This is a genomic window from Oscillibacter sp. (assembly GCF_040505565.1).
Taxonomy (GTDB): domain Bacteria; phylum Bacillota; class Clostridia; order Oscillospirales; family Oscillospiraceae; genus Oscillibacter.
Map to the genome: position 1 here is coordinate 1 of NZ_JBEUWZ010000006.1, position 19,364 is coordinate 19,364.

Genomic DNA, 19,364 nt, shown 5'->3' on the forward strand with positions numbered 1-19,364 from the left:
CGCCGTCATGCTCCTTCCTTTGATTTTGGGCATTAAGGGCGTTTGGCTCGCCATTGTTGTCGCAGAGTTTATGGCAGTTCTGCTCGGAACAACCTTCCTTGCTGCCAAGCGGAAAAAATATCATTATTAACAAAACCGACAGCCCTCGCTGTATTTGTGGCAGCCCCGCCACGGATTCCACATTGCCATGGTGAACCTCCTGCACTTACAGCCAGACCGCCCAGTCGCCGTATTCAAACGTGCCGCTGCCGTGATGCAGCTTGCCCTCAGCGTCAAGCTCACGGAATGCGTCCCGCATACGAATCAAAATCTCGGGCTGGATATCCAGCGTGTGGTGGGCGGGAAACACCTGTTTCACCGGCAGCGCCGCGACTTTTTCAAGGCTTTTAAGATACGCCTGCGGGTCGGTGGAGGGATAGTAGGCAAAGAGCGTGTCCTTATAGACCAGGTCGCCGGTGAACAGATACCCTGTCGCGTCTTCCCAGAAGCACATATGCCCGGGGGAGTGCCCCGGTGTGTGGAGCACGGTGATTTCCCTCCCGCCGAGGTCGATGGTATCGCCGCCATGCAGGACCCGCGTCGGCGTTCCCTGGAAGAACTGGTAAGTCGCCACATCGTAGCCATTCGGCAGGTCACAGCGGTCAACCACCATGTCGTGAATTGTCTCCACGCTCAGGGGAAACTCGCCAGAAAGCCAGTTCAACTCCGCTTCATGGGCGTAGAAGTCGGAGTAATATTTGTGACCACCGATATGATCCCAGTGGATGTGTGTGGCTACCGCCGTCACCGGCTTGTCCGTCAGCTTTTTTACCTCCGCTGAAATGTCGCAGATGCCAAGTCCTGTGTCAATGAGCAGCGCCCGGTCGTCTCCCTCCAGCAGATAGCAATGGGTCTCCTCCCAGTGGCGGTATTCGCTGATGATGTGCGTCTTTTCATCAATCTGGTCGATGGTGAACCATGGTTTCATATGATAACCCCCTCGCAGTGGTCGATTTCATGCTGAATAATCTGAGCTGTCCAGCCGGCGAAGGTCTTGATACGAACCTGAAAATTCCGGTTCTGCCAGCGTACCTTGATGGACTTCCAGCGCCGCGCCTTGCGTGTGCCAGTTAGGGAAAGACAGCCCTCCTCGGCGTCATAAGGCTGGGATTTTTTGATGATTTCAGGATTGAACATCACCATGTATTCACCGTCATTGTCAATGGCGATGATGCGCTTGGAAATGCCGATCATATTCGCCGCCATGCCCACGCAGCCGTCCTTGTGGGCGATCAGCGTCTCCAGCAGGTCGTCCGCCACCGGAATGTCGGCCTGTGTCGCAGGCTCCGAGACCTGCTTCAAAAAGTCCTCATCTCTCATGATTTCACATACCATGATTCATCGCTCCTTTTGTGTTGCCAAAAAGTCTGCCTTTTGATAGAACCCTTTGCAATTCCGATTCAACATGGGAGAGCTGACGGTGATCGCAAACTCCTCCACGGAGGAGAAAAGCGCCGCCACACATAAAATCACGCCGGACGCGGTCAGCCCCAGCGCCGCGTACAAAATCGGGAATGCAAAGATCAGCGCACCTGTCGCCTTATTCGCATAAGTGTGCAGGGCGGAAAACGTGCGGTATTTTATAAAGCCCACGCCATACCCTGCAAGCCGCACCGCCGCAATGCACCCGGCGCATACCCAGAGCCATGCGGGAAGCTGAACATTTCGCAAAACCACAACGGCAATTGCCGCTGCAAAGACCAGATCGGCGGCACTGTCCAGCGTTGCGCCGACATCGCTCTGAATGTGCAGGGCGCGGGCAACCGGGCCGTCCAATAAATCGCTGACCCCGCCGCCCAGATAACAGACCCAGAACACGGGAGAGAACGGGGCTGCCAGCACCATTCCCACGGCAAACAGAAACCGCGAGGCGGTCAGTATATTCGCAATATAGTTCATCACTGACATCACCGCCCTTTTTTATCATTCTATCACACTTTGCCAATATCGTCGTGAAAAATCATCTAAGTGTATGGGCGCACAATATTCTCGATTCCGCGTTTTCTCCCCGCTCGGACGAGGGGCAACTCTGGACATTCGAAGAAATCGCCAAGGTAAGCGTTCAAAATCTGCGGGGCTGTAATCAAAGAATACGGCGGCGGATGAACGGCGCACCGAGATAACAAAAGGCACAGAACCGGAGCTATCACTCCATTTCTGTGCCTTTCGTCTGTTATATGCTTTTGAGTTTTCCGGCTTGCGGGTCACGGGGTTCAGTCCGTACCAACTGCCGCGCCGTGCGGCGTTCCTCTTTTGCTGCTCCTTCTTGGAGAGCTTCTCAAAGGGAATGAATTTTTCCATCGTGATTCTCCTTTCGTGGATGGGTGTAGCCGATGATAGCAGAAACGCAGCCGCTTGTCAAACGCAGCGTTTGAACGCCACCGTATGCGCCTTCATGGAGATATTACCCACCTCGTAACCGTAGGCGGGCAGCTCCTTCTTGAAGGTCAGAAAGGCGTGGTCGATGGGAAAGCCCAGAATCTGTTCTATCTCGGCATAGGTCAGCGTGAAGCTGTCCTCCGTGCGCCCGCCGATCGCCTGCCAAAGCGGCTCATATTTACTCATTGCCCGTCCCCTCCGACCTGTTGTTATACCAAGTGATATAGATATGCCCAACAGCGAATATGACGCCGAAAGCTGTCAGCAGCCAATGCCGAAAAATCACGCCCCGCAGAATGAATATAGTACTGGGCAGGATCGCCAGCCACAACGCGGCGGGCAGCGACGGCCTGCGAAAATAGACCGCCCAGAAAATGAAATAAGCCAACAGCAGCGCAGGAAGCAGAAACAGCCAGATCACAAGCTCCTCCGGGGACTTGAAGCCGAACTCCCACACAAAAAGCGGAAAGACCATCATCGCCATGGAGCCGTACCGACCGATCTGCTCCAGAATGAGCATCGGCTTGCAGAAGCATTTATTTTCTATATGAGGATTGCGCCGTGCGTAAATGAGGTTGGGAATCATCATCAGTGTGACGATGAGAAAGCCTGTCAGATTCAGAAAACCGAACTGCATACAGCCACCCCCTTGTAAAACTATCATAGCATGAAAATAAGAAAAAGTCATGTTCGTCAGAAGTAAGCACAGCATCCTGGAACCCCTGCCCCACGGCCTTTGTTGCCAACCATCACGCAAGGGGTTATACTGAAAACATTAATAAACAGCGGACGGAGAACACAAAATGAGAGAAGTTGACCCAAAAACCACCAGCCGCGCCATGAGCTACGAATATTACATCGACGCGCCTATGCCCATGGTCACCATCTTCAAAACGATGGATGTGACGCACCTCGTAAAGCTCACGAAAAAGGGATATTCTTTTAACATGCTCATGTGCTGGTGCATTGCCCGCGCAGCGCAGAGTGTTCCGGAATTCTATCTGCTGCCCGTGGGCAAGAAGCTGATGCAGTACGATAGTTTGGGCGTCAATGTGATCATCAAAAACAAGCGCGGCGAACTGAGCACCTGTGACATTCCGTTTTGCGGCGATCTGGACGAATTTGCCCGTACCTATTCGGAGCTGACGGAGCGCTGCCGGGAAAACTGCGAGAATTACGAGCTGCCTGATCACATGATCGTCGGTACCTCTGCGCTGGTCCATTACGATCTGGACGGTGTGGCGAATTTTTACAGCGGCATCTTCAACAACCCCTTCCTTATCTGGGGCAAATACCGCTGCCGCTGGCTGAAGGCCGAGCTGAAGCTGTCCTTCCAATTCCATCATGTTCAGATGGACGGCGAGCAGGCCTGTCGCTTTCTTGAAAACTTACAGGAGTGTATGAACCGATGAGAATTTTGGTGGACGCAGACGGTTGCCCGGTGGTGGACAGCACCATTGCGCTGGCAACGGCGCACAAAACAGAATGCCTGCTGCTGTGCGACACGTCTCATGTCTTTGAACGCAGTGGCGCAAAGACGCTGACCTTCTCCAAGGGCGCGGACAGTGTGGATTTCGCATTGGTAAATCTGGTTCAGCCTGGCGATCTCGTGGTCACGCAGGACTACGGTCTCGCCGCCATGTGCCTTGCTCGAAACGCCGTAGTGCTCAATCAGGACGGCATGGAGTACACGTCGGGCAATATTGACGCTCTCCTTTTGCAGCGCCACACGGCCAAGAAAATCCGTAACGCCGGCGGACGGCTCAAGGGTCTCTCCAAGCGCAGACGTGAGCAAGACGATGCGTTTCGGGCAAAGTTGGAAGAACTGCTCAACAGATGACGTGCCCACGTCGATTATCATGTTGGACATAGTGGTGGGAAATCCTTTTCCAAATCACGTCATATTGGATTGCAACTATTCGCGAAAAGGTATATAATTGGTAAAAATGCTGAATTACCGGCAAATCCGTCGAAAGACGGCGACGCAAAGCTAAAGGGCCTGTACCGTTGGGATGGCAGATAAGCTTCACGAGACGGCAAAGCCCTGCGCATGGCAGGGCTCTTTTTATATGCGCATATGAGAGGTGGATTATGGATTACATTTCAATCGCCGAAGCTGCAGAAAAATGGGGCATTACCCGCCGCCGTGTGCAGGTACTCTGCGCGCAAAACCGCATTCCGGGCCTGACAAAGTTCGGCAAAGCCTGGGCCATTCCGAAGGATGCCGAGAAGCCAGAGGACGCGAGAAAGGTCAACTCAAAAGCTCACAGCGCTGAGAACTATTATTCGGACATGCAGTAATTTTTAATGACTAACACGGAAATGAGGACAGCTATGTCACCGGGAAGCAGGCAGCCAAAATGGGATATATATGAAGCCGTCATTCTTCTCGACGGTTACCTTGAAGTGCTGCAGGCAAATCAGCCAAAGGCGCAAATTGTGAGGCGCGTTTCTGCGGATTTACGCCGGATGGCAACAAATCGTGGCATCAAAATCGACGATATTTATCGAAACAAAAATGGTATCTCATACCAGATTCAGAGCATGGATTCCGCATACAAAGGCAAGAAGGTATGTGTTCCGGCAACAAGACTATTTGAGAAAGCGGTAGAAATGTACCGCACAGGCACGGAGAGATACCTTGAGATACTTGAGGAGGCAAAAAACATGGTCGCGGCCAAACAGAATAACAAAGATGCTTTTTTGGCGTGGGCCGCATCTGTTCTTTCCACTCAGAGGTGCAAATGGGTAGAAGAAAACATCCTGAAGGTGGAGCAGCTTGCTGTTGCAGCTAAGCTGATATTCGGCTCGATATTTGATGTTACAGATATGGCAACACTGGAGGCTATTTATAGGGCTGCCGGGAAGAATAAAATCTTCCAAATCAAAAACAGGAAGCTCATCAAGAACATAAACGACGATTTCAAAGCTTATATGCAATATTGTTCGCAGACACCGGAACAGGTAGAACAAGCGGATGAGACGGAGCCTCCTGCGGTTGAAACTCCGGCAGAGCCTGTGAGTATTGTTACCGCCTCGACGGAGCCGGATAATGGACCTCTTGTCGTTGATTTCGCCAGCGAGGAATCCATGGCATTTACAAAGCCAAGAAGTATTACATTTTTGGGTGCAGAGCTTTTGAGGCCTTCCACATGGAAGGATGTGTATGTCAGCACTGTATCCGCTTTATACGAAAACCACCCGGATGTATTCGGCTCTCTGAGTTCTTTTCCGAGTAGCACAAGATTGGAGTTTGGCAAAACAGACGATGCCAGCCATATGGCTGCGCCGAAAGAGATTTCCGAGGAACTTTGCGTAGATACTAATTTCAGCGCGACGGATTTTATCAAACGGATAAAAATACTTCTCTCCATATGCGGAGTGGCTTATGATGATCTTAAAATTGTATATGAAAGAAGATTCGGAGCCGCGGTATCTAAAAATGCATCGCCAGCAAGTACACCTGCCTCATCTGCTTGTGAGGTCGCGTTCTATTCCTATTTGCAGAATACTGCCAAGCTTGCAGATGGGACCTGCTCCTCGTATGTTTCCTCCATCAGAAGCGCGGAGCGCTATGCTGCAGATAATGGGTATGCGTCCCGTGCACTATTCAGTGAAGACAATGAGACAACAGTAGCAACGGCAGTGGAATTGTACGGCGATTCCGATTTTATCAGATACAACCAACAGCAGCACAATCGTTTCAGTGCCGCCATTAACAAGCTGCTGGAATCAATCGGTGCGGAGATTCCTGAAAAAGTAGTCGCTTCCCATAGTGGTGATAACGGACAGAGCACTGCTCCGGCAGAGGTGAACAGCGAAATAGTCTCGGTGTTGAAACAGCACTATGAGTACGGCTTCAAGTATGATTCCATCAGGGAGCTTATGCGCTTCCGTCAGTTTGCGGATGCAATGGGAATTACTCTCCCGGAAGAGGATGAAATATTTAAGGCTTCTATCCTGTCCTCCGGTGTTGTTATTGATGATAAGGTCTACTGCAAGAGCGATGATATGCCGCAGGAACTTCAGCGCATCGTTGACGATGTTCTCTCCTCCGGTACGGGCATTATTTACTATGAGAGCCTGTTTGAAATGGAGCAGGAATGGATGGAGTCCCATGTAATCACCTCTTCTGACATGCTCAAAGAGTATCTGCAGAAGAACATCAACGGGTGCTCCTTCTCCAAGAAGTTTATGGTCAAAGGGAGCAGACGCTCTGAAAAGGAAGCTGTCACCGATGAGTTAAAGCGGGTCTGGGGATCGCGTCCGTTGGAGAGCGTGTATAACCTGCACGATCGTCTGCCGTATATCCCGCTGGGCAATATCTGGCGCGTGATTTCCGGAAATGACCTTTTTGTGCTGGCCGCTGAAGGAGAATACCTGTTCATCGACCGTTTCCGTATCACCGAAGACGAGGAATCGGATATCTTCGACTTTGTGGACGGGGCCTGTGAAGAGAACGGCTTTGCTTCCCTCAGCGATGTCCCGCTGGGCGGCATTGAAGAAGAAAACTACGAGCTGACGCAGCTCGCGATATATAACGCAATCTATAAAAAAGTACTGTCCGGCAAATATCATCTGAACGGAAAAATCCTCACCAAGGAAAAATCCAAGCTGGATGCCGTAATGCTGCTCAAGCAGTACATAAAGGATAAAGACGAATGCACCTTTGATGATGTCGCAGACAAGGTGGTAGAGCTGACCGGAGGCACAAACCGCCAGTACGCATTTCAGGCGCTCTATGACGATATGGTGCGGGTGGACAGAAATCGTTTTGTGGCCAACCGGCTCGTAAACTTTTCTGTGGATGAAATTGACGCCGTGCTATCCGGAGTCATCACCGATAACTTCCGGGCAATTCGGGATGTGACCACCTTTGCCATGTTCCCGCTTTGCGGGCAGAGCTGGAACCACTATCTGCTGGAAAGCTTCTGCTATAAGTACAGCAGGAAATATAGCCTTCATGTGATTCATTTCAACGACAAGAACGCGGGAATCATCGCAGAGAAGGATTTTAATAGGAAATACAACGAAATGCTCGCCATTGCCCTTGCGAGAACCGATGTGGAGCTGTCACCAGAGGTTATCGGGCAGTATCTGTTCAGCACCGGCTATATGGCAAAGATCAAATACACCAAGCTGAGCGAAATCGCGCAGCGGGCTTCGGAACTACGGAAAGAGAGGTGATGGCATGTATTCCTATACTTTTGATTCGGAGACAGGCGGAATTATACTGAATTCCACTCCTACGAGTTTTTCCAAGGAGCCGAGACCCGTTTATGCTACTGAGCTGGACATCCTTGGTTTTGATAAATACTGGGATTACGATAAACAGAACGATGTTCCCTATATGTGGGCGGAGTCCAATATTTACTGGTACAGAGGCGTACAGTTTGCCAAGACTAAGGGCGGTGACCTTTATACCGCGCCGGAGCTCCAGCCGGTCAGAGATGAAAGCGGCTCTATACCCTTTGGCAAAGATGACGGCGTTAAACTGGAGCCGATGGATATAGAAGCCATGTGCGCCGCCAACGAGGACCTGTTGACTGTCATAGAGGATTCCACCGTTAAGAAGATTGTCAAGGAGTACGAAAAGTTCAAGGATAAGCTGGATATCTTCCATGTAGCCTTTTCCGGAGGCAAGGACAGCGCGGTGCTGCTGGATCTCGTGAAAAAAGCATTGCCGAAGGACAGCTTTGTGGTCATCTTTGGGGACACCGGCATGGAGTTTCCGGATACCTATGAGGCTGTGGAGGAGACGAAAAAGCAGTGTGAAGCGGACGGCACTCCCTTCTACATTGCCCGCTCACATTTTGAGCCCAAGGATTCATGGGAGCTGTTCGGGCCGCCCGCCAGAGTACTTCGCTGGTGCTGCAGTGTGCACAAGAGCACACCGCAGACTCTGAAAATGAGAGAGATAACCGGCAAGGATGACTATATCGGCATGGACTTTGTCGGTGTTCGAGCCCATGAAAGTTTAGCGAGAAGCAAATATGACTACGAGAATTTTGGGAAGAAACAGAAAGGTCAGTACAGCTTCAATCCTATTTTGGAATGGACATCCGCAGAGATATGGCTGTACATCTTTCTGAATCACCTTAACATAAATGATGCCTACAAAAAGGGTAATTCCCGCGCCGGATGCTTGTTTTGCCCTATGGGTGGAGGAGCCAGCGACTATTTTAGAAGAAATGCGTACACACAGGAGATTGATGAGTATGTGGGGTACATCAAAGAATCCTACCTATCATCAGATCCCAAGAAAGTCAATTCGTACATCACAAACGGTGGCTGGTGCGCAAGAAATAATGGTCGAGATTTAAAAGAAAACAAATTTCGGTGTGTAGAAAATGTTACAAAGGGCTTTATTACAATAACCGTTACAAGCCCCAACGAGGACTGGAAAGAATGGATAAAGACGTTGGGGATGCTCACGAAAACCGACGGCGGTTATACGGTACGCTATGAAGGTGAAGAGATTGCGTTTCAGGTTGAGAACACAGAGAATGGATATATTGTCTCTCTACCCGAAAGGCTATCTGTAGAAAAGCCAAAGTTTTCAAGATTATTCAAGCAGGTCTTTCGTAAGGCGGCATACTGTTCGGCATGTAAGGTTTGCGAAACAAACTGCAGAAATGGCTGTATTAAGTTTATCAATGGAAAACTCAGTATAACCAACTGCTTGCACTGCTACCAATGCCATATGATCGAAAGTGGGTGCCTGTTGTTCCATTCACTTCGTCATCCACACGGAGGAGGGAAAAGTATGAAAAGCTTAAACTCGTTTGCTGACCACGCGCCAAAGCGCGATTGGTTGGTTTCATTTTTTGAATTAGAAGAGGACTTCTTTACAGAGCATACACTCGGTCCCATGATGTATGACATGTTCAGAAGATTTCTCAGGGATGCCGGTCTTAATGAGAAAAACCACTTCACTGAATTTGCAGAGTTGATAAGCAACATTGGATGGGAGACGGATACTGCACTTGGGCTTGTGTTAGTTAATCTTGCAATGGAAAATCCTCAAATTGCTTGGTACATCAACAACATGGATATTGGCTACTTCTATGAACGTAAGCAGATTGAAGAAATGCTAATTTCACTCGAAGTAAAACCAAAGGATGCAAAGTCTATTGCAAAGGCATATAAGCGTATTGTCGAAACTCCTTTCGGAACGGTTCTCAATTTCGGTTATGTGACCGACGAAGATGATATGGTACGCACCAAGTGCTCCATCAGCGACAGCCGTGTTGTTTTATATGCGCTGTATAAATTTGCTGAGAAGTGCAATCTCGACAAGGAATTCCACGTTTCCTACCTCTACGATGAAGATGTAGAGCGGGATGGCATCAGCCCGGTGCGCATTTTCGGACTGTATGAGGAGGAAGAGCTGAAGTCTATTCTGCTGGGCCTCTCCTCCGCATACCCAGAGTTCATCAATGCCACATTCACCAACGATCTGCAGACGATCACGCTGCGGGATAAAACCAGCAACGATGTGCTGAGCCTGTTTAAGGAGGGATTATAAGATGCCGGTACAGAATCTGAAATACTGCGAATACTTTGATGTCAATGAAAAGTATTTCCCTTGCATTGACGAATCCGCCATCAACAGCGGTGCGGCATGGGATACCACCTACCCGCATCAGACCTTCATTGACCTGCTCAACCTGACAGAGAAGATGCTGGGCGGCAATACAAACCGTTCTATCTGGATTCACGGTGCCTACGGCACCGGTAAATCTCAGTGCGCCTATACGCTCAAAAAGCTGCTGGAGGTGCCGGAAAGCGAAGCCAGAGCTTATTGGGACAAGTTTGAGCCACTTAAAAAGAATCTTGTCCTGCTGGAAAAGCTAATCGGTCACAAAGCGCAGGGTATTGTGACTGCCTATCGTTATGCTTCCGGCAGCATTACCACACCGCAGCAGCTTTTCTTTGCGGTGCAGGAAAGCATCAAGAAAGCTCTGGATGCAAACGAGGTTTCCTACAAGGGTGAAAACTCTCTGAAGGAAAGTGTTATCGCTTGGTTGGAAGATCCGATTCACAATCAGTTTATGGACGCTCTGCTTCAGAAGGCAAAGTGGATGTCCACCTTCTCTCAGTCTTCTGCGGATGAGATTATCAACACCCTGAAAAAGAGGAGCGATGTTTCCTCTCTGATGGATAACATTTTCGGCCTTGCCGCGGAGGAAGGCATTACGGCTCTCGACCTTTCCGCAGATTCTCTCCGGGATTGGATTGTGGATATTATCGATAAAAACAACATCAAGCTCGTTCTTATCTGGGACGAGTTCAGTGACTATTTCCGTCAGAACAGCACATCTCTGGGCGAGTTCCAGAAGATTGTCTCCATCTGTCAGGAAAAGCCATTCTACTTTGTCATCGTTACGCACCCGCTGTCCTCCCTTGCTAAGAAGTATGACAGCGGCGACAAGACCAATCCGTGGTCCGTTGTACAGCAGCGCTTTGACAAGGTGGAAATCACTCTGCCGGACAATATCGCCTTTGACCTTATCGGTCATGCTTTTAATGTGAAGCCTGCAGCGAAAGCAAACTGGGTGCAGATGACCGGAGACCTAAATTCCTCTGTAAATGGTGCCCGTGCCGCAGTAATCAAGGCGGCAAATATCAACGGTGAAAATGTAATGCGGGATATTCTACCCATTCACCCGATTGCGGCGCTCGTTTTGAAAAATATTGCCTCGGCTTTCCAGTCTAATCAGCGCAGTATGTTCGACTTTATCAAGACACCGAAGGATATGGATGTAAAGGCGTTCCAGTGGTTTATTCAGAACACCAGCCCGCTTTCTGATAGGCCTTTCCTTACTGTGGATATGCTGTGGGACTTCTTCTATGAGAAGGGCAAGGATTACCTGTCCTCCGATATCAAACTCATTCTGGACACCTTCCCGCAGCAGACACAGCTGAACGATAAAGAGAAAATTGTCCTGAAGACTGTTCTGATTATGCAGTCCATTGACCAGCGTCTGGGCGGTGCTCTGCCGATTCTGAAACCAACGGATCAGAATCTCAGCTACGCATTTGAGGGTGATACTGGCGAGCTGGAATCCTCCTGCAAGAGCATTGCAAAAGCTCTCGTGAAGAAGGGCATCCTGATTGAGAATCCGATTGCGGACGGCAAAAAGGTATATTCCGCTGCTGTTCTTGCAGGTGACGGTGCAAAGATTGAAGCGTTCAAGAAGGATATCCGGGAAAAGCAAGGCACAACTGCCAAACTGGTCTCCGAAGGTACCGCCGTTGCTACAGCGCTCAGCCTGCCTCCTGCGCTGAAGCTCCGCTATGCGTTGGATTTGGAAAGCGGCAAGCTGCCGGTTGTCACCATGTCCGATTTCAAGAAGGCTATGGATGCCCTGAAGAGCAAGGACGTGGACTGGCATTTCTATGCCGTGCTTGCGCTGGCGAAGACCGACGAGGAAGCGCAGAGTTTCCGCACACTGATAAAGAAAACCGTTGCTGACCCTGTATATAAAAACATTGTTGTTATCGACGCTCTGTCCACACCTCTGGGCTTAGAAGCCTTTGAACAGTATGTGGACTACTCCGCTATGTCTATGTATTACAACGGCAACAACGGACAGCAGTCAAAGGAAAATGCGAAAAAGGCAAAAGATGTACTGGAGCGCGATTGGAAGGACCGCATTCACGACGGACAGTACATCGTCTTTACCTATGCAAATCAGGATGGTGAAAAAGCTACCGGTGCCAATGCCGTTCAGACTATTCTGCAGACTATTGTCCTAAATCGCTTCAAGCATGTGCAGGATTTTACAAAGGGCCTTTCCGAAACGCAACTGAAGCTCACTACGCCGAAGCCCGTTGCGAAATACGGCATGGGCGTGATGGAGATCAAGGGCCTGATTGCCGGATGCGAAAAGTCCGTTTTGGACAAGTTCTGGAGCAAAAAGGAATACTGGAAGGACGAGGCCCTTGCCGGTGAGCATATCGTCATCATTAAGCAATCCGTTGACAAGATGATTGAAGATGCCTTCAAGAGCAGCGGCAAGATTTCAATTGGCGAGATTTACGATCATTTGGAGACCTCCTTCGGCTTCTCCGTTTGTAACCTGTCCGCTTTCATTACCGGCTTCCTGCTGAAGGAATACAGCACAGAGCCATATCGTTCCATGGATGCGGAAGGACACCGGGATTCCATGACGCCGGATAAGCTTTCTGAAATGATTGGAAACTATATCGGCAAGAGCCCGAAATCGACCTATATCGTCAGCCTGACTGAAGAGGAAAAAGCGTTCTATGAGCTTACGGAAAGCGCATGGAGCATTACCGCCAATACCTGCTCTTCGCCGCAGCAGGCAGGGACACTTGTCCTTTCAAAAATGAGAGACCTGTCTTATCCTGTTTGGTGTTTGGAGGATTTGGATACCACAGGCGTATTCGACCTCGTCAAGCTTTACATCAAGCTTGTGCAGAGCAAGGGTGATGAAGCGCACGATGTGGCTAACGAAATCGGAAAGATTGCAATTCAGCGTCCGTCATCTGCGCAGAATCTGAAAGCCCTGCTCACTCTTGATAACTGCAAGAACGGTATGCATATATTCCTTGAGCGGTTTGAGGGCCGTAAGCTGCTGAATGTTGCCAAAGAAATAGGCGCTGAGGATTCTGTGTTGACGGATATCAAGAAGCTGTTCAGCGTTCAGTATTCTGCTCTTTGGATTGGGTCAACCGGAGAGCATGAAATCAGAAAGCTCATAACGGAGTATGAGGTGGTGAAGTCCACCAACATTCTCCTGAATGTCACTGCCCATTCCAAGGATGCCGCATTTAAGGAATGGCGCGAGACTCTGAAGTTTATCGGCTTCTCCTGCGAATCCATCAAGGCAAAAAAGCCCGCGCTGGATAAGTTCTTCTATAACTTGCTTCGCATTGCAAACTATGAGGATATGCTTCCGGAGCATGTGAAGTCATTTCTTGATGAGATGACAAATCATATCGTGGATGTCCGGGAGGTGCTGGATAATCCTCTGGCTGTCTTTATGGATGTATATGCTCCTTATCTGGAGGGCTTTACTGAGGCAGAATGTGAGGAAATCAAAAACTCCATCACATCTGAGATGTTTACCGCATCCTCTACGGCAAGCAATGCCACAGTGAAAAAGGCTGCAGAGGACTACAGAAAGAATCAAGTGAAGTCGCAGCTATATAAGCTGTGGAACGATAAGACCGGAGGAAGCAAAAATCCGCGTGTCTGGTCCGAAAAATACCGCACGCCGATTCTGTGCTGTATGAAGGCCACTCAGTATGCCGAAGCCAAAAAAGCGTTTGGCACACTTAACAGCAGCACGCAAAGCGAAGCAGATATCAAAGAGGCTTTGGCGTTCCTTCAGAAAGCGGACTTCTTTGATGACATTGCTTCCGCTGATTATCGTGATAAGTGCTTTGCAAAGTGTATCATCGGGGATTACACGAGCCTGATTTCTGATATTGATGCGGTAAGAGGCGCATTGGAAGGTACCGGAATCAGCGCCTATGAGTGGAATGACAATCCTTCTATTAGAAGCAAGGTTTCCAGCATGGCAACTGCCGAATATAACGCAGGCGGCAGCGATAAGGTCGTCGACATCATCGAAGGTATGGATGATGCCGAGCTGAAGAAGTGGCTTACTGACATTGTCAGAAAGGATATGGGTCTTGGAGTAAAAATCATCATTAATAGGGAGGCGTAAGCGATGCTTTGCAGAGAAGTGCAAAATTACCTATCAACTGCAAAAGGGCTGCCGTTTTTCTATATCGTTGGTGATGAGGACTACTGTTCCGTATTGGATGAGTTGAAGCAGGCGGACATCTCCGTTGTGAGAATGAGCGATTTCTGCTTCAAGGACGATAAATTTCCCAGCGTCGATGAGCTGGTGGATTATTTCCGGACCTCCGATGTGGATTACAGAGACAACAAGTTTGTTGTAGTCGGTCTTGGTGAGTATCTTGCGCTTAGAGGACCCGCCATTGCAGATAAGGAGCTCCGCCGGTTGAAGAATACCACCCTTGGAAATGCGAGAGCCATTCTGCTACTGAGAGGTGTGCCTACACCGGCTGCAAAAATTATCCGAGATGATAATAAGATGGTGGACCAGCAGAGAGCATATATCTCCGGCAATCCTCTCACAAACATATCCATTACGAATATGCCTGCGGATGTTGGGCTTGTTTCCAAAACTGGTGTGAAGCATCTGCTGCGGGCTATGGAAGACGGTGTTTTCGGAAACATATACGCAAGTACCTCGCTGGTGCTTGATAATACACTGTTTCCGCTGTCCACCCTTTTCGGAGCATATTCTGTCGTAAAGCTGCTTGTGGAAGGCTTTACACTTGACAGTGGGCTCGGAACGGAAGAACAGTGGCAGCGGCTGCTGAAGGATCTTAACAAGTGCGGCAAGGACATTGAAGCTGTATTTGATAAGAACGGCATTGACGAAAGAATCGTTGATGATTTGTGTTTGGCAGTTTCCGGCCTTGAGTTTCGGAACTGGCTTGTTTTCCTGTATTTCAAATTAAATGCGGAGCAGATACAAAACTCCTACCTGAAGCTTGTGGTTGAGGAAACTCTGAGCTTTGAGGATTTCAAAACCAATCTGATGGTAAAGATTACGGAGCTTTCTCATAAAGACAGGCATTTCAGGCAGTTGTATGATGAGAGAAAAAAGCTGCTTAAGAATTTTCCGGAGGAGGATATTGCCGTCTTTGTGAAGGCAAATGAAATTGATCCGGAAGAGAGCATCTATCGCTTGACCGATAATACACTGCTGGAGAAGAAGACGACTGTTAAATGGGTAGCACGGAATGGCTTTTGCGAAGCCATATCCTATGTGTATCCTGCCCTTGACGCATATCTGAAAAAATATATATTTGACTGCTCTGTACTTGCGGGTGAGCTGACAGAATACTTCGATTCTTATAAGCGGCAGAAGGTTTCAAACCATATTTCGGATGATTTTGTCAAGCTTGTTGAGAAGTATGCATCCGGCATTTCATACGCACAGCTACCTACAAGGGATAACGCAATCAAGGCCGTCGCAGATAAGAACAGTGCTTACCTATATTGGATTGACGCGTTAGGCGTGGAATATCTGTCTTACATTACAGCCCTTGCAAAGAAAAAGGGCCTGTCGATTCATACAGATATTGTCCGCTCCGATTTGCCGACAATCACATCGATTAATAAGCAGTTCTACGAACAGTGGACGGGCGGCAAGAAGTATAAAGAAGAGCAGCTCGACAACATCAAGCACAAGGACAAGGGCGGCTATTTCTTCACGGATGATGAGGACCCGATTCATATCCCGGCAGAGCTTGGGACAATCGAGAAAGCGCTGAATACCGCTGCGATGGAGCTTGGCATGCATCACTGCAAATCGTTTGTCATCGCAAGCGATCACGGCGCCTCCAGATTGGCTGTTATAAAAAAGCAGGAAGTGCCGTATGAAACCGACACCAAGGGAGAGCACTCCGGACGCTGCTGCAAGGCTTTTGATGGATGTGACGTTCCTTATAAGGTTGAAGATAACGGTTTTATCATTCTTTCCGATTATGGCAGATTCCGCGGCAGCCGCCCTGCCAACGTGGAAGTTCACGGAGGCGCCAGCCTTGAGGAAATCGTCGTACCGGTAATTACGTTGACACTCAAAAAACAGGCACGTGTTCAGATTACGGTCATGCGTTCTGATGATATTACTGCGGATAGGCATGACGGTGTTATACTGAATCTGTATATTTCGGATGTAGATTCGCCAGATAACATCAGCCTTGTGGTTGAGGATAAGCCTTATCAGGGCAAGTCAGAAGACAGAATACATTATACTTTCGGGCTTAAGGAAATTAAGCGGGCAAAGACGAAGCCATATACAGCCGATGTTTTTGATGGGGCTGATTTGATTGGAAGTATTTCTTTCAAGGTAAAAGGTAAGACTGCTACAGTCAAAGATGATTTTGACTTTGGCGATGAATTCTAAGGAGGAGAACTATGGGGCTTTCCGAAAAACTAAGAGATAATTTTGACGAGATGGTCGTCTATAAGGATTTGAAGAAAACCAATTTCTTCTCTACTCTGAGTCTCCCTGCTTTTATGCGCGATTGGCTGCTGAAAAAGTTTGAGGATGACGAGGGTAAATTCGATAAAGACGATCTTACCAGATTCGTCAAGAAATTCATTCCAAGAAAAGACGACTGGAATGCAATAAAGAATGACATTGTTATCGAAGGCAAGACGGTGAAATTTCTTGCTAAGGTATCTGTAAATATTGACATTAAGACCGGCGAAGTCTCTTTTTCCCTGCCTGACTTTGGATTGGGATTTAAGGAGACCATCATCGAAAGCGATGTATGGGATTCATGCAAGGATGACCTTGTAAAAGGCAGAGATATATGGGGAATGGTGGAGCTCGGATATCGCTCTCCGGACGATTTTGATTTCACCTTTGAATACGAAAGGAAATCTTCCAAGGCCAAGAATTCAAAGGACGGAAAAATCAAGCTTGTTTCCTTCAAGAATTTCTGTCCCTACGAGATTGATCTTGAGGACTACAAAGAGGCCCGCAAGGAATTTACTACAGATGAATGGATTGATGTTATCCTCGGAGCTGTTGACTATAATGCTGCCGGTTACGAAACCGAAGAAGAAAAGCTTACTATGCTTACCAGACTGCTTCCGTTTGTGGAAAAGCGTCTTAATCTGATTGAGCTGGCTCCCAAGGGCACCGGCAAGTCTTATCTTTTTGGAAATGTCAGCCGATACGGATGGCTTTCCAGCGGTGGCGTTATGAGCCGCGCCAAGATGTTTTATGACCAGACAAAGCGCAGAGAGGGCCTGATTGCTGGGAGCGATTTTGTCACACTGGACGAAGTACAGACAATTTCCTTCACCGATACGGATGAGATGCGGGCTGCTTTAAAAGGCTACTTGGAACAGGGTACCTTTACCGTAGGCGATTATAAAGGAACTGCAGATGCCGGTATGGTGCTTTGCGGCAACATCCGCAAGGAAATCATGGATGCAGACGGCTATGAAAATATGTTCACTGAACTGCCGGTTGTTTTCCACGAGTCGGCATTGATTGAAAGATTTCACGGATTCATCAAGGGCTGGAATATCCCGCGCATGAAGGACGATTTGAAGGTGAACGGCTGGGCATTGAATTCGGAATACTTCTGCTCTATCATGCATGAACTCCGTAGCGATATGACATACAGAAGCATCGTGGATGAATATATTATCGTCCCGGAAGGAGCCGACACACGTGATACGGAAGCCGTGAAGCGAATAGCTGCGGCTTACCTTAAGTTGCTCTTCCCGAATGTCCAGCATATGGAAGATATAACACCGAGAGAATTCAAAAGATACTGCTTCGACCGTGCTCGAAGGATGAGAGATACCATTAAGTATCAGCTCGGCTTGCTTGATGTGGAGTATGCCGGAAAGGATTTGCCGCCATTCAAGATTTACGGCATAGACGCAGAATAACATGGAAGTGAAAAAATGTTATGTATGCGGAAAGACCCCGCTGACAAAGGATGAAATAGGCCTTACCAAAAAGATAATCGATAAGAAAGCCACGACTTTTTATTGCTTGCCCTGTCTGGCGGAGTACCTTGAAGTTACGGAAGAGGAACTGCTCGCCAAGATTGAGGAATTCAAGAACGAGGGCTGTACGCTATTTAAGTGAGGTGTTAGCTGATGAAGCAACATATCTATGCCGATAATGCGGCAACAACAAAACTGGATAAAGCTGCGTTTGAGGCGATGACGTCTTGGCTTCTTGAAGAATACGGGAATGCCTCACAGCCCTATGCTTTTGCACGGAAGCCGAAAAAAGCCCTTGCGGATGCAAGAGCAACAATCGCGGAATGTATTGGTGCACTTCCGGAGGAGATTTATTTCACCTCCGGTGGCACTGAGAGCAACAACTGGGTCATCAAGAGTTCAGCCTTTTCAGACCCGGAGAAAAGAGCAACGATAACCTCCGCATTTGAGCACCATGCTGTTCTTCGTTCCTGCGCGGCAATTGAGCGGCTGGGATACTCGGTTGCGTACATGTGGCCCTCAGACGAAGGCTATATTACTCCGGAAGCCTTGGAAAAGAATATTACAGATAATACACGGCTCGTTTCTGTGATGCTCGCCAATAACGAGATTGGCAGCATTCAGCCTATCCGGGAGCTGTGCGAAGCAGCCCATGTTCACGGTGCGTTGTTCCATACAGACGCAGTTCAGGCAGTCGGGCATATTAAAATCGATGTTCATGAGCTGGGAGTGGATTTTCTCTCGGCTTCTGCGCACAAGTTTAATGGACCGAAGGGTATCGGTTTCCTTTATATTCGCAATGGCGTGGAACTACCGCCTTACGCAGATGGGGGTACCCAGGAAAGTGCGCATCGGGCAGGAACAGAGAATGTGGCGGCGATTGTCAGCATGGCTACGGCATTAAAGGCAAACTGCGATTTGCTGGAGCAGAATCAGCAGCATATTTTGAGTCTGGAAAGGCAGCTCATATCAAAGCTTAATGAATCCGGTGTTGCTTATAAACGCAACGGTGGAGACAGCAAGCTGCCCGGACTGCTGAGCCTTTCATTTTCGGGGAAGGACGGAGAGGCAATCCTTCATCGCACGGACCTTATGGGCATCAGCCTTTCAACTGGCTCTGCCTGCGACAGCGTGAATACAGAAATTTCCCATGTCTTGCAGGCCATTCGGCTCGATGAGGATTATGCTAAAGGTACGATTCGCATCTCGCTGGGAAAAAATAATACTGAGGAAGAGGTCGAGAGGATTGCCGCAGCGCTGGTAAAGATTCTTTTGTAACGCTTTTCTTCGAAAAAGTGTAAAGAAGAATTGCTGCTGTTATAAATTGGTATAATACGGCACATTTTTGCGTCAGCGTAAACAAAGAAAAACGGCGGGGCTGAGTTTTAACACTCGT

General features: G+C 48.6%; 16 protein-coding genes and 1 riboswitch. Of the genes, 10 read left to right on the forward strand and 6 right to left on the reverse strand.

Going from position 1 to position 19,364, the window contains the following annotated elements; genetic code table 11:
• Nucleotides 1-205 precede the first annotated feature (205 nt).
• The 6 genes from ABWQ15_RS01780 to ABWQ15_RS01805 are packed head-to-tail and all read right to left on the reverse strand — an operon-like array spanning nucleotide 206 to nucleotide 3,055.
• Nucleotides 206-967, reverse strand: coding sequence for an MBL fold metallo-hydrolase (locus ABWQ15_RS01780; protein ID WP_353907111.1), 762 nt, complete (start codon nucleotides 965-967; stop codon nucleotides 206-208).
• A complete protein-coding gene (locus ABWQ15_RS01785; protein ID WP_353907112.1) occupies nucleotides 964-1,374 on the reverse strand; it encodes a peptide deformylase in 411 nt (136 codons plus the stop codon). The genes ABWQ15_RS01780 and ABWQ15_RS01785 overlap by 4 nt, the downstream gene beginning before the upstream one ends.
• 3 nt (nucleotides 1,375-1,377) lie before the next feature.
• Complete coding sequence (locus ABWQ15_RS01790; RefSeq protein ID WP_353907301.1) at nucleotides 1,378-1,938, reverse strand: CDP-alcohol phosphatidyltransferase family protein; 561 nt, start codon at nucleotides 1,936-1,938, stop codon at nucleotides 1,378-1,380.
• Between the two features lie 24 nt (nucleotides 1,939-1,962).
• Entirely contained in the window at nucleotides 1,963-2,340 is a 378-nt protein-coding gene (locus ABWQ15_RS01795; RefSeq protein WP_353907113.1) for a hypothetical protein, read from the reverse strand.
• Nucleotides 2,341-2,397: 57 nt separating this feature from the next.
• Nucleotides 2,398-2,604 (reverse strand): hypothetical protein, encoded by a 207-nt coding sequence (locus tag ABWQ15_RS01800; protein ID WP_353907114.1) that lies wholly within the window; start codon nucleotides 2,602-2,604, stop codon nucleotides 2,398-2,400.
• A complete protein-coding gene (locus ABWQ15_RS01805) occupies nucleotides 2,597-3,055 on the reverse strand; it encodes a hypothetical protein (RefSeq protein ID WP_353907115.1) in 459 nt (152 codons plus the stop codon). Before ABWQ15_RS01805 ends, ABWQ15_RS01800 begins: the two co-directional genes overlap by 8 nt.
• Before the next feature lie 166 nt (nucleotides 3,056-3,221).
• Between ABWQ15_RS01805 and ABWQ15_RS01810 the strand changes: the two genes are divergently transcribed.
• The 10 genes from ABWQ15_RS01810 (at nucleotide 3,222) to ABWQ15_RS01855 (ending at nucleotide 19,246) form a co-directional block, all read left to right on the forward strand.
• Nucleotides 3,222-3,830 carry a CatA-like O-acetyltransferase, family 2 gene (locus tag ABWQ15_RS01810; RefSeq protein ID WP_353907116.1) on the forward strand — a complete coding sequence of 203 codons (609 nt, stop codon included), beginning with the start codon at nucleotides 3,222-3,224 and terminating at the stop codon, nucleotides 3,828-3,830.
• Complete coding sequence (locus ABWQ15_RS01815) at nucleotides 3,827-4,258, forward strand: YaiI/YqxD family protein (protein WP_353907117.1); 432 nt, start codon at nucleotides 3,827-3,829, stop codon at nucleotides 4,256-4,258. The genes ABWQ15_RS01810 and ABWQ15_RS01815 overlap by 4 nt, the downstream gene beginning before the upstream one ends.
• 109 nt (nucleotides 4,259-4,367) lie before the next feature.
• A riboswitch (cyclic di-GMP riboswitch) is annotated at nucleotides 4,368-4,450 on the forward strand.
• A gap of 59 nt (nucleotides 4,451-4,509) precedes the next feature.
• Entirely contained in the window at nucleotides 4,510-4,719 is a 210-nt protein-coding gene (locus tag ABWQ15_RS01820; RefSeq protein ID WP_353907118.1) for a helix-turn-helix domain-containing protein, read from the forward strand.
• Between the two features lie 33 nt (nucleotides 4,720-4,752).
• A complete protein-coding gene (locus ABWQ15_RS01825) occupies nucleotides 4,753-7,605 on the forward strand; it encodes a hypothetical protein (protein ID WP_353907119.1) in 2,853 nt (950 codons plus the stop codon).
• A 4-nt stretch (nucleotides 7,606-7,609) separates the two neighbouring features.
• Entirely contained in the window at nucleotides 7,610-9,946 is a 2,337-nt protein-coding gene (locus ABWQ15_RS01830) for a phosphoadenosine phosphosulfate reductase domain-containing protein (RefSeq protein ID WP_353907120.1), read from the forward strand.
• Nucleotide 9,947: 1 nt separating this feature from the next.
• Nucleotides 9,948-14,120 (forward strand): hypothetical protein, encoded by a 4,173-nt coding sequence (locus ABWQ15_RS01835; protein WP_353907121.1) that lies wholly within the window; start codon nucleotides 9,948-9,950, stop codon nucleotides 14,118-14,120.
• Between the two features lie 3 nt (nucleotides 14,121-14,123).
• A complete protein-coding gene (gene pglZ / locus ABWQ15_RS01840) occupies nucleotides 14,124-16,400 on the forward strand; it encodes a BREX-4 system phosphatase PglZ (protein ID WP_353907122.1) in 2,277 nt (758 codons plus the stop codon).
• 11 nt (nucleotides 16,401-16,411) lie between these two features.
• Nucleotides 16,412-17,908: a BREX system Lon protease-like protein BrxL gene (gene brxL, locus ABWQ15_RS01845; RefSeq protein ID WP_353907123.1), complete on the forward strand. Its 1,497-nt coding sequence runs from the start codon at nucleotides 16,412-16,414 to the stop codon at nucleotides 17,906-17,908.
• 1 nt (nucleotide 17,909) lies between these two features.
• Entirely contained in the window at nucleotides 17,910-18,110 is a 201-nt protein-coding gene (locus ABWQ15_RS01850; RefSeq protein WP_353907124.1) for a hypothetical protein, read from the forward strand.
• Between the two features lie 11 nt (nucleotides 18,111-18,121).
• Nucleotides 18,122-19,246 carry a cysteine desulfurase family protein gene (locus ABWQ15_RS01855; RefSeq protein ID WP_353907125.1) on the forward strand — a complete coding sequence of 375 codons (1,125 nt, stop codon included), beginning with the start codon at nucleotides 18,122-18,124 and terminating at the stop codon, nucleotides 19,244-19,246.
• Nucleotides 19,247-19,364 lie beyond the last annotated feature (118 nt).

Coding starts and splice junctions, on each gene's coding strand:
- ABWQ15_RS01805 (WP_353907115.1), bottom strand. CDS start 3,055: ATGCAGTTCGGTTTTCTGAATCTGACAGGCTTTCTCATCGTCACACTG.
- ABWQ15_RS01815 (WP_353907117.1), top strand. CDS start 3,827: ATGAGAATTTTGGTGGACGCAGACGGTTGCCCGGTGGTGGACAGCACC.
- ABWQ15_RS01780 (WP_353907111.1), bottom strand. CDS start 967: ATGAAACCATGGTTCACCATCGACCAGATTGATGAAAAGACGCACATC.
- ABWQ15_RS01800 (WP_353907114.1), bottom strand. CDS start 2,604: ATGAGTAAATATGAGCCGCTTTGGCAGGCGATCGGCGGGCGCACGGAG.
- ABWQ15_RS01790 (WP_353907301.1), bottom strand. CDS start 1,938: ATGAACTATATTGCGAATATACTGACCGCCTCGCGGTTTCTGTTTGCC.
- ABWQ15_RS01850 (WP_353907124.1), top strand. CDS start 17,910: ATGGAAGTGAAAAAATGTTATGTATGCGGAAAGACCCCGCTGACAAAG.
- ABWQ15_RS01830 (WP_353907120.1), top strand. CDS start 7,610: ATGTATTCCTATACTTTTGATTCGGAGACAGGCGGAATTATACTGAAT.
- brxL (WP_353907123.1), top strand. CDS start 16,412: ATGGGGCTTTCCGAAAAACTAAGAGATAATTTTGACGAGATGGTCGTC.
- ABWQ15_RS01820 (WP_353907118.1), top strand. CDS start 4,510: ATGGATTACATTTCAATCGCCGAAGCTGCAGAAAAATGGGGCATTACC.
- ABWQ15_RS01855 (WP_353907125.1), top strand. CDS start 18,122: ATGAAGCAACATATCTATGCCGATAATGCGGCAACAACAAAACTGGAT.
- ABWQ15_RS01825 (WP_353907119.1), top strand. CDS start 4,753: ATGTCACCGGGAAGCAGGCAGCCAAAATGGGATATATATGAAGCCGTC.
- ABWQ15_RS01795 (WP_353907113.1), bottom strand. CDS start 2,340: ATGGAAAAATTCATTCCCTTTGAGAAGCTCTCCAAGAAGGAGCAGCAA.
- ABWQ15_RS01785 (WP_353907112.1), bottom strand. CDS start 1,374: ATGGTATGTGAAATCATGAGAGATGAGGACTTTTTGAAGCAGGTCTCG.
- pglZ (WP_353907122.1), top strand. CDS start 14,124: ATGCTTTGCAGAGAAGTGCAAAATTACCTATCAACTGCAAAAGGGCTG.
- ABWQ15_RS01810 (WP_353907116.1), top strand. CDS start 3,222: ATGAGAGAAGTTGACCCAAAAACCACCAGCCGCGCCATGAGCTACGAA.
- ABWQ15_RS01835 (WP_353907121.1), top strand. CDS start 9,948: ATGCCGGTACAGAATCTGAAATACTGCGAATACTTTGATGTCAATGAA.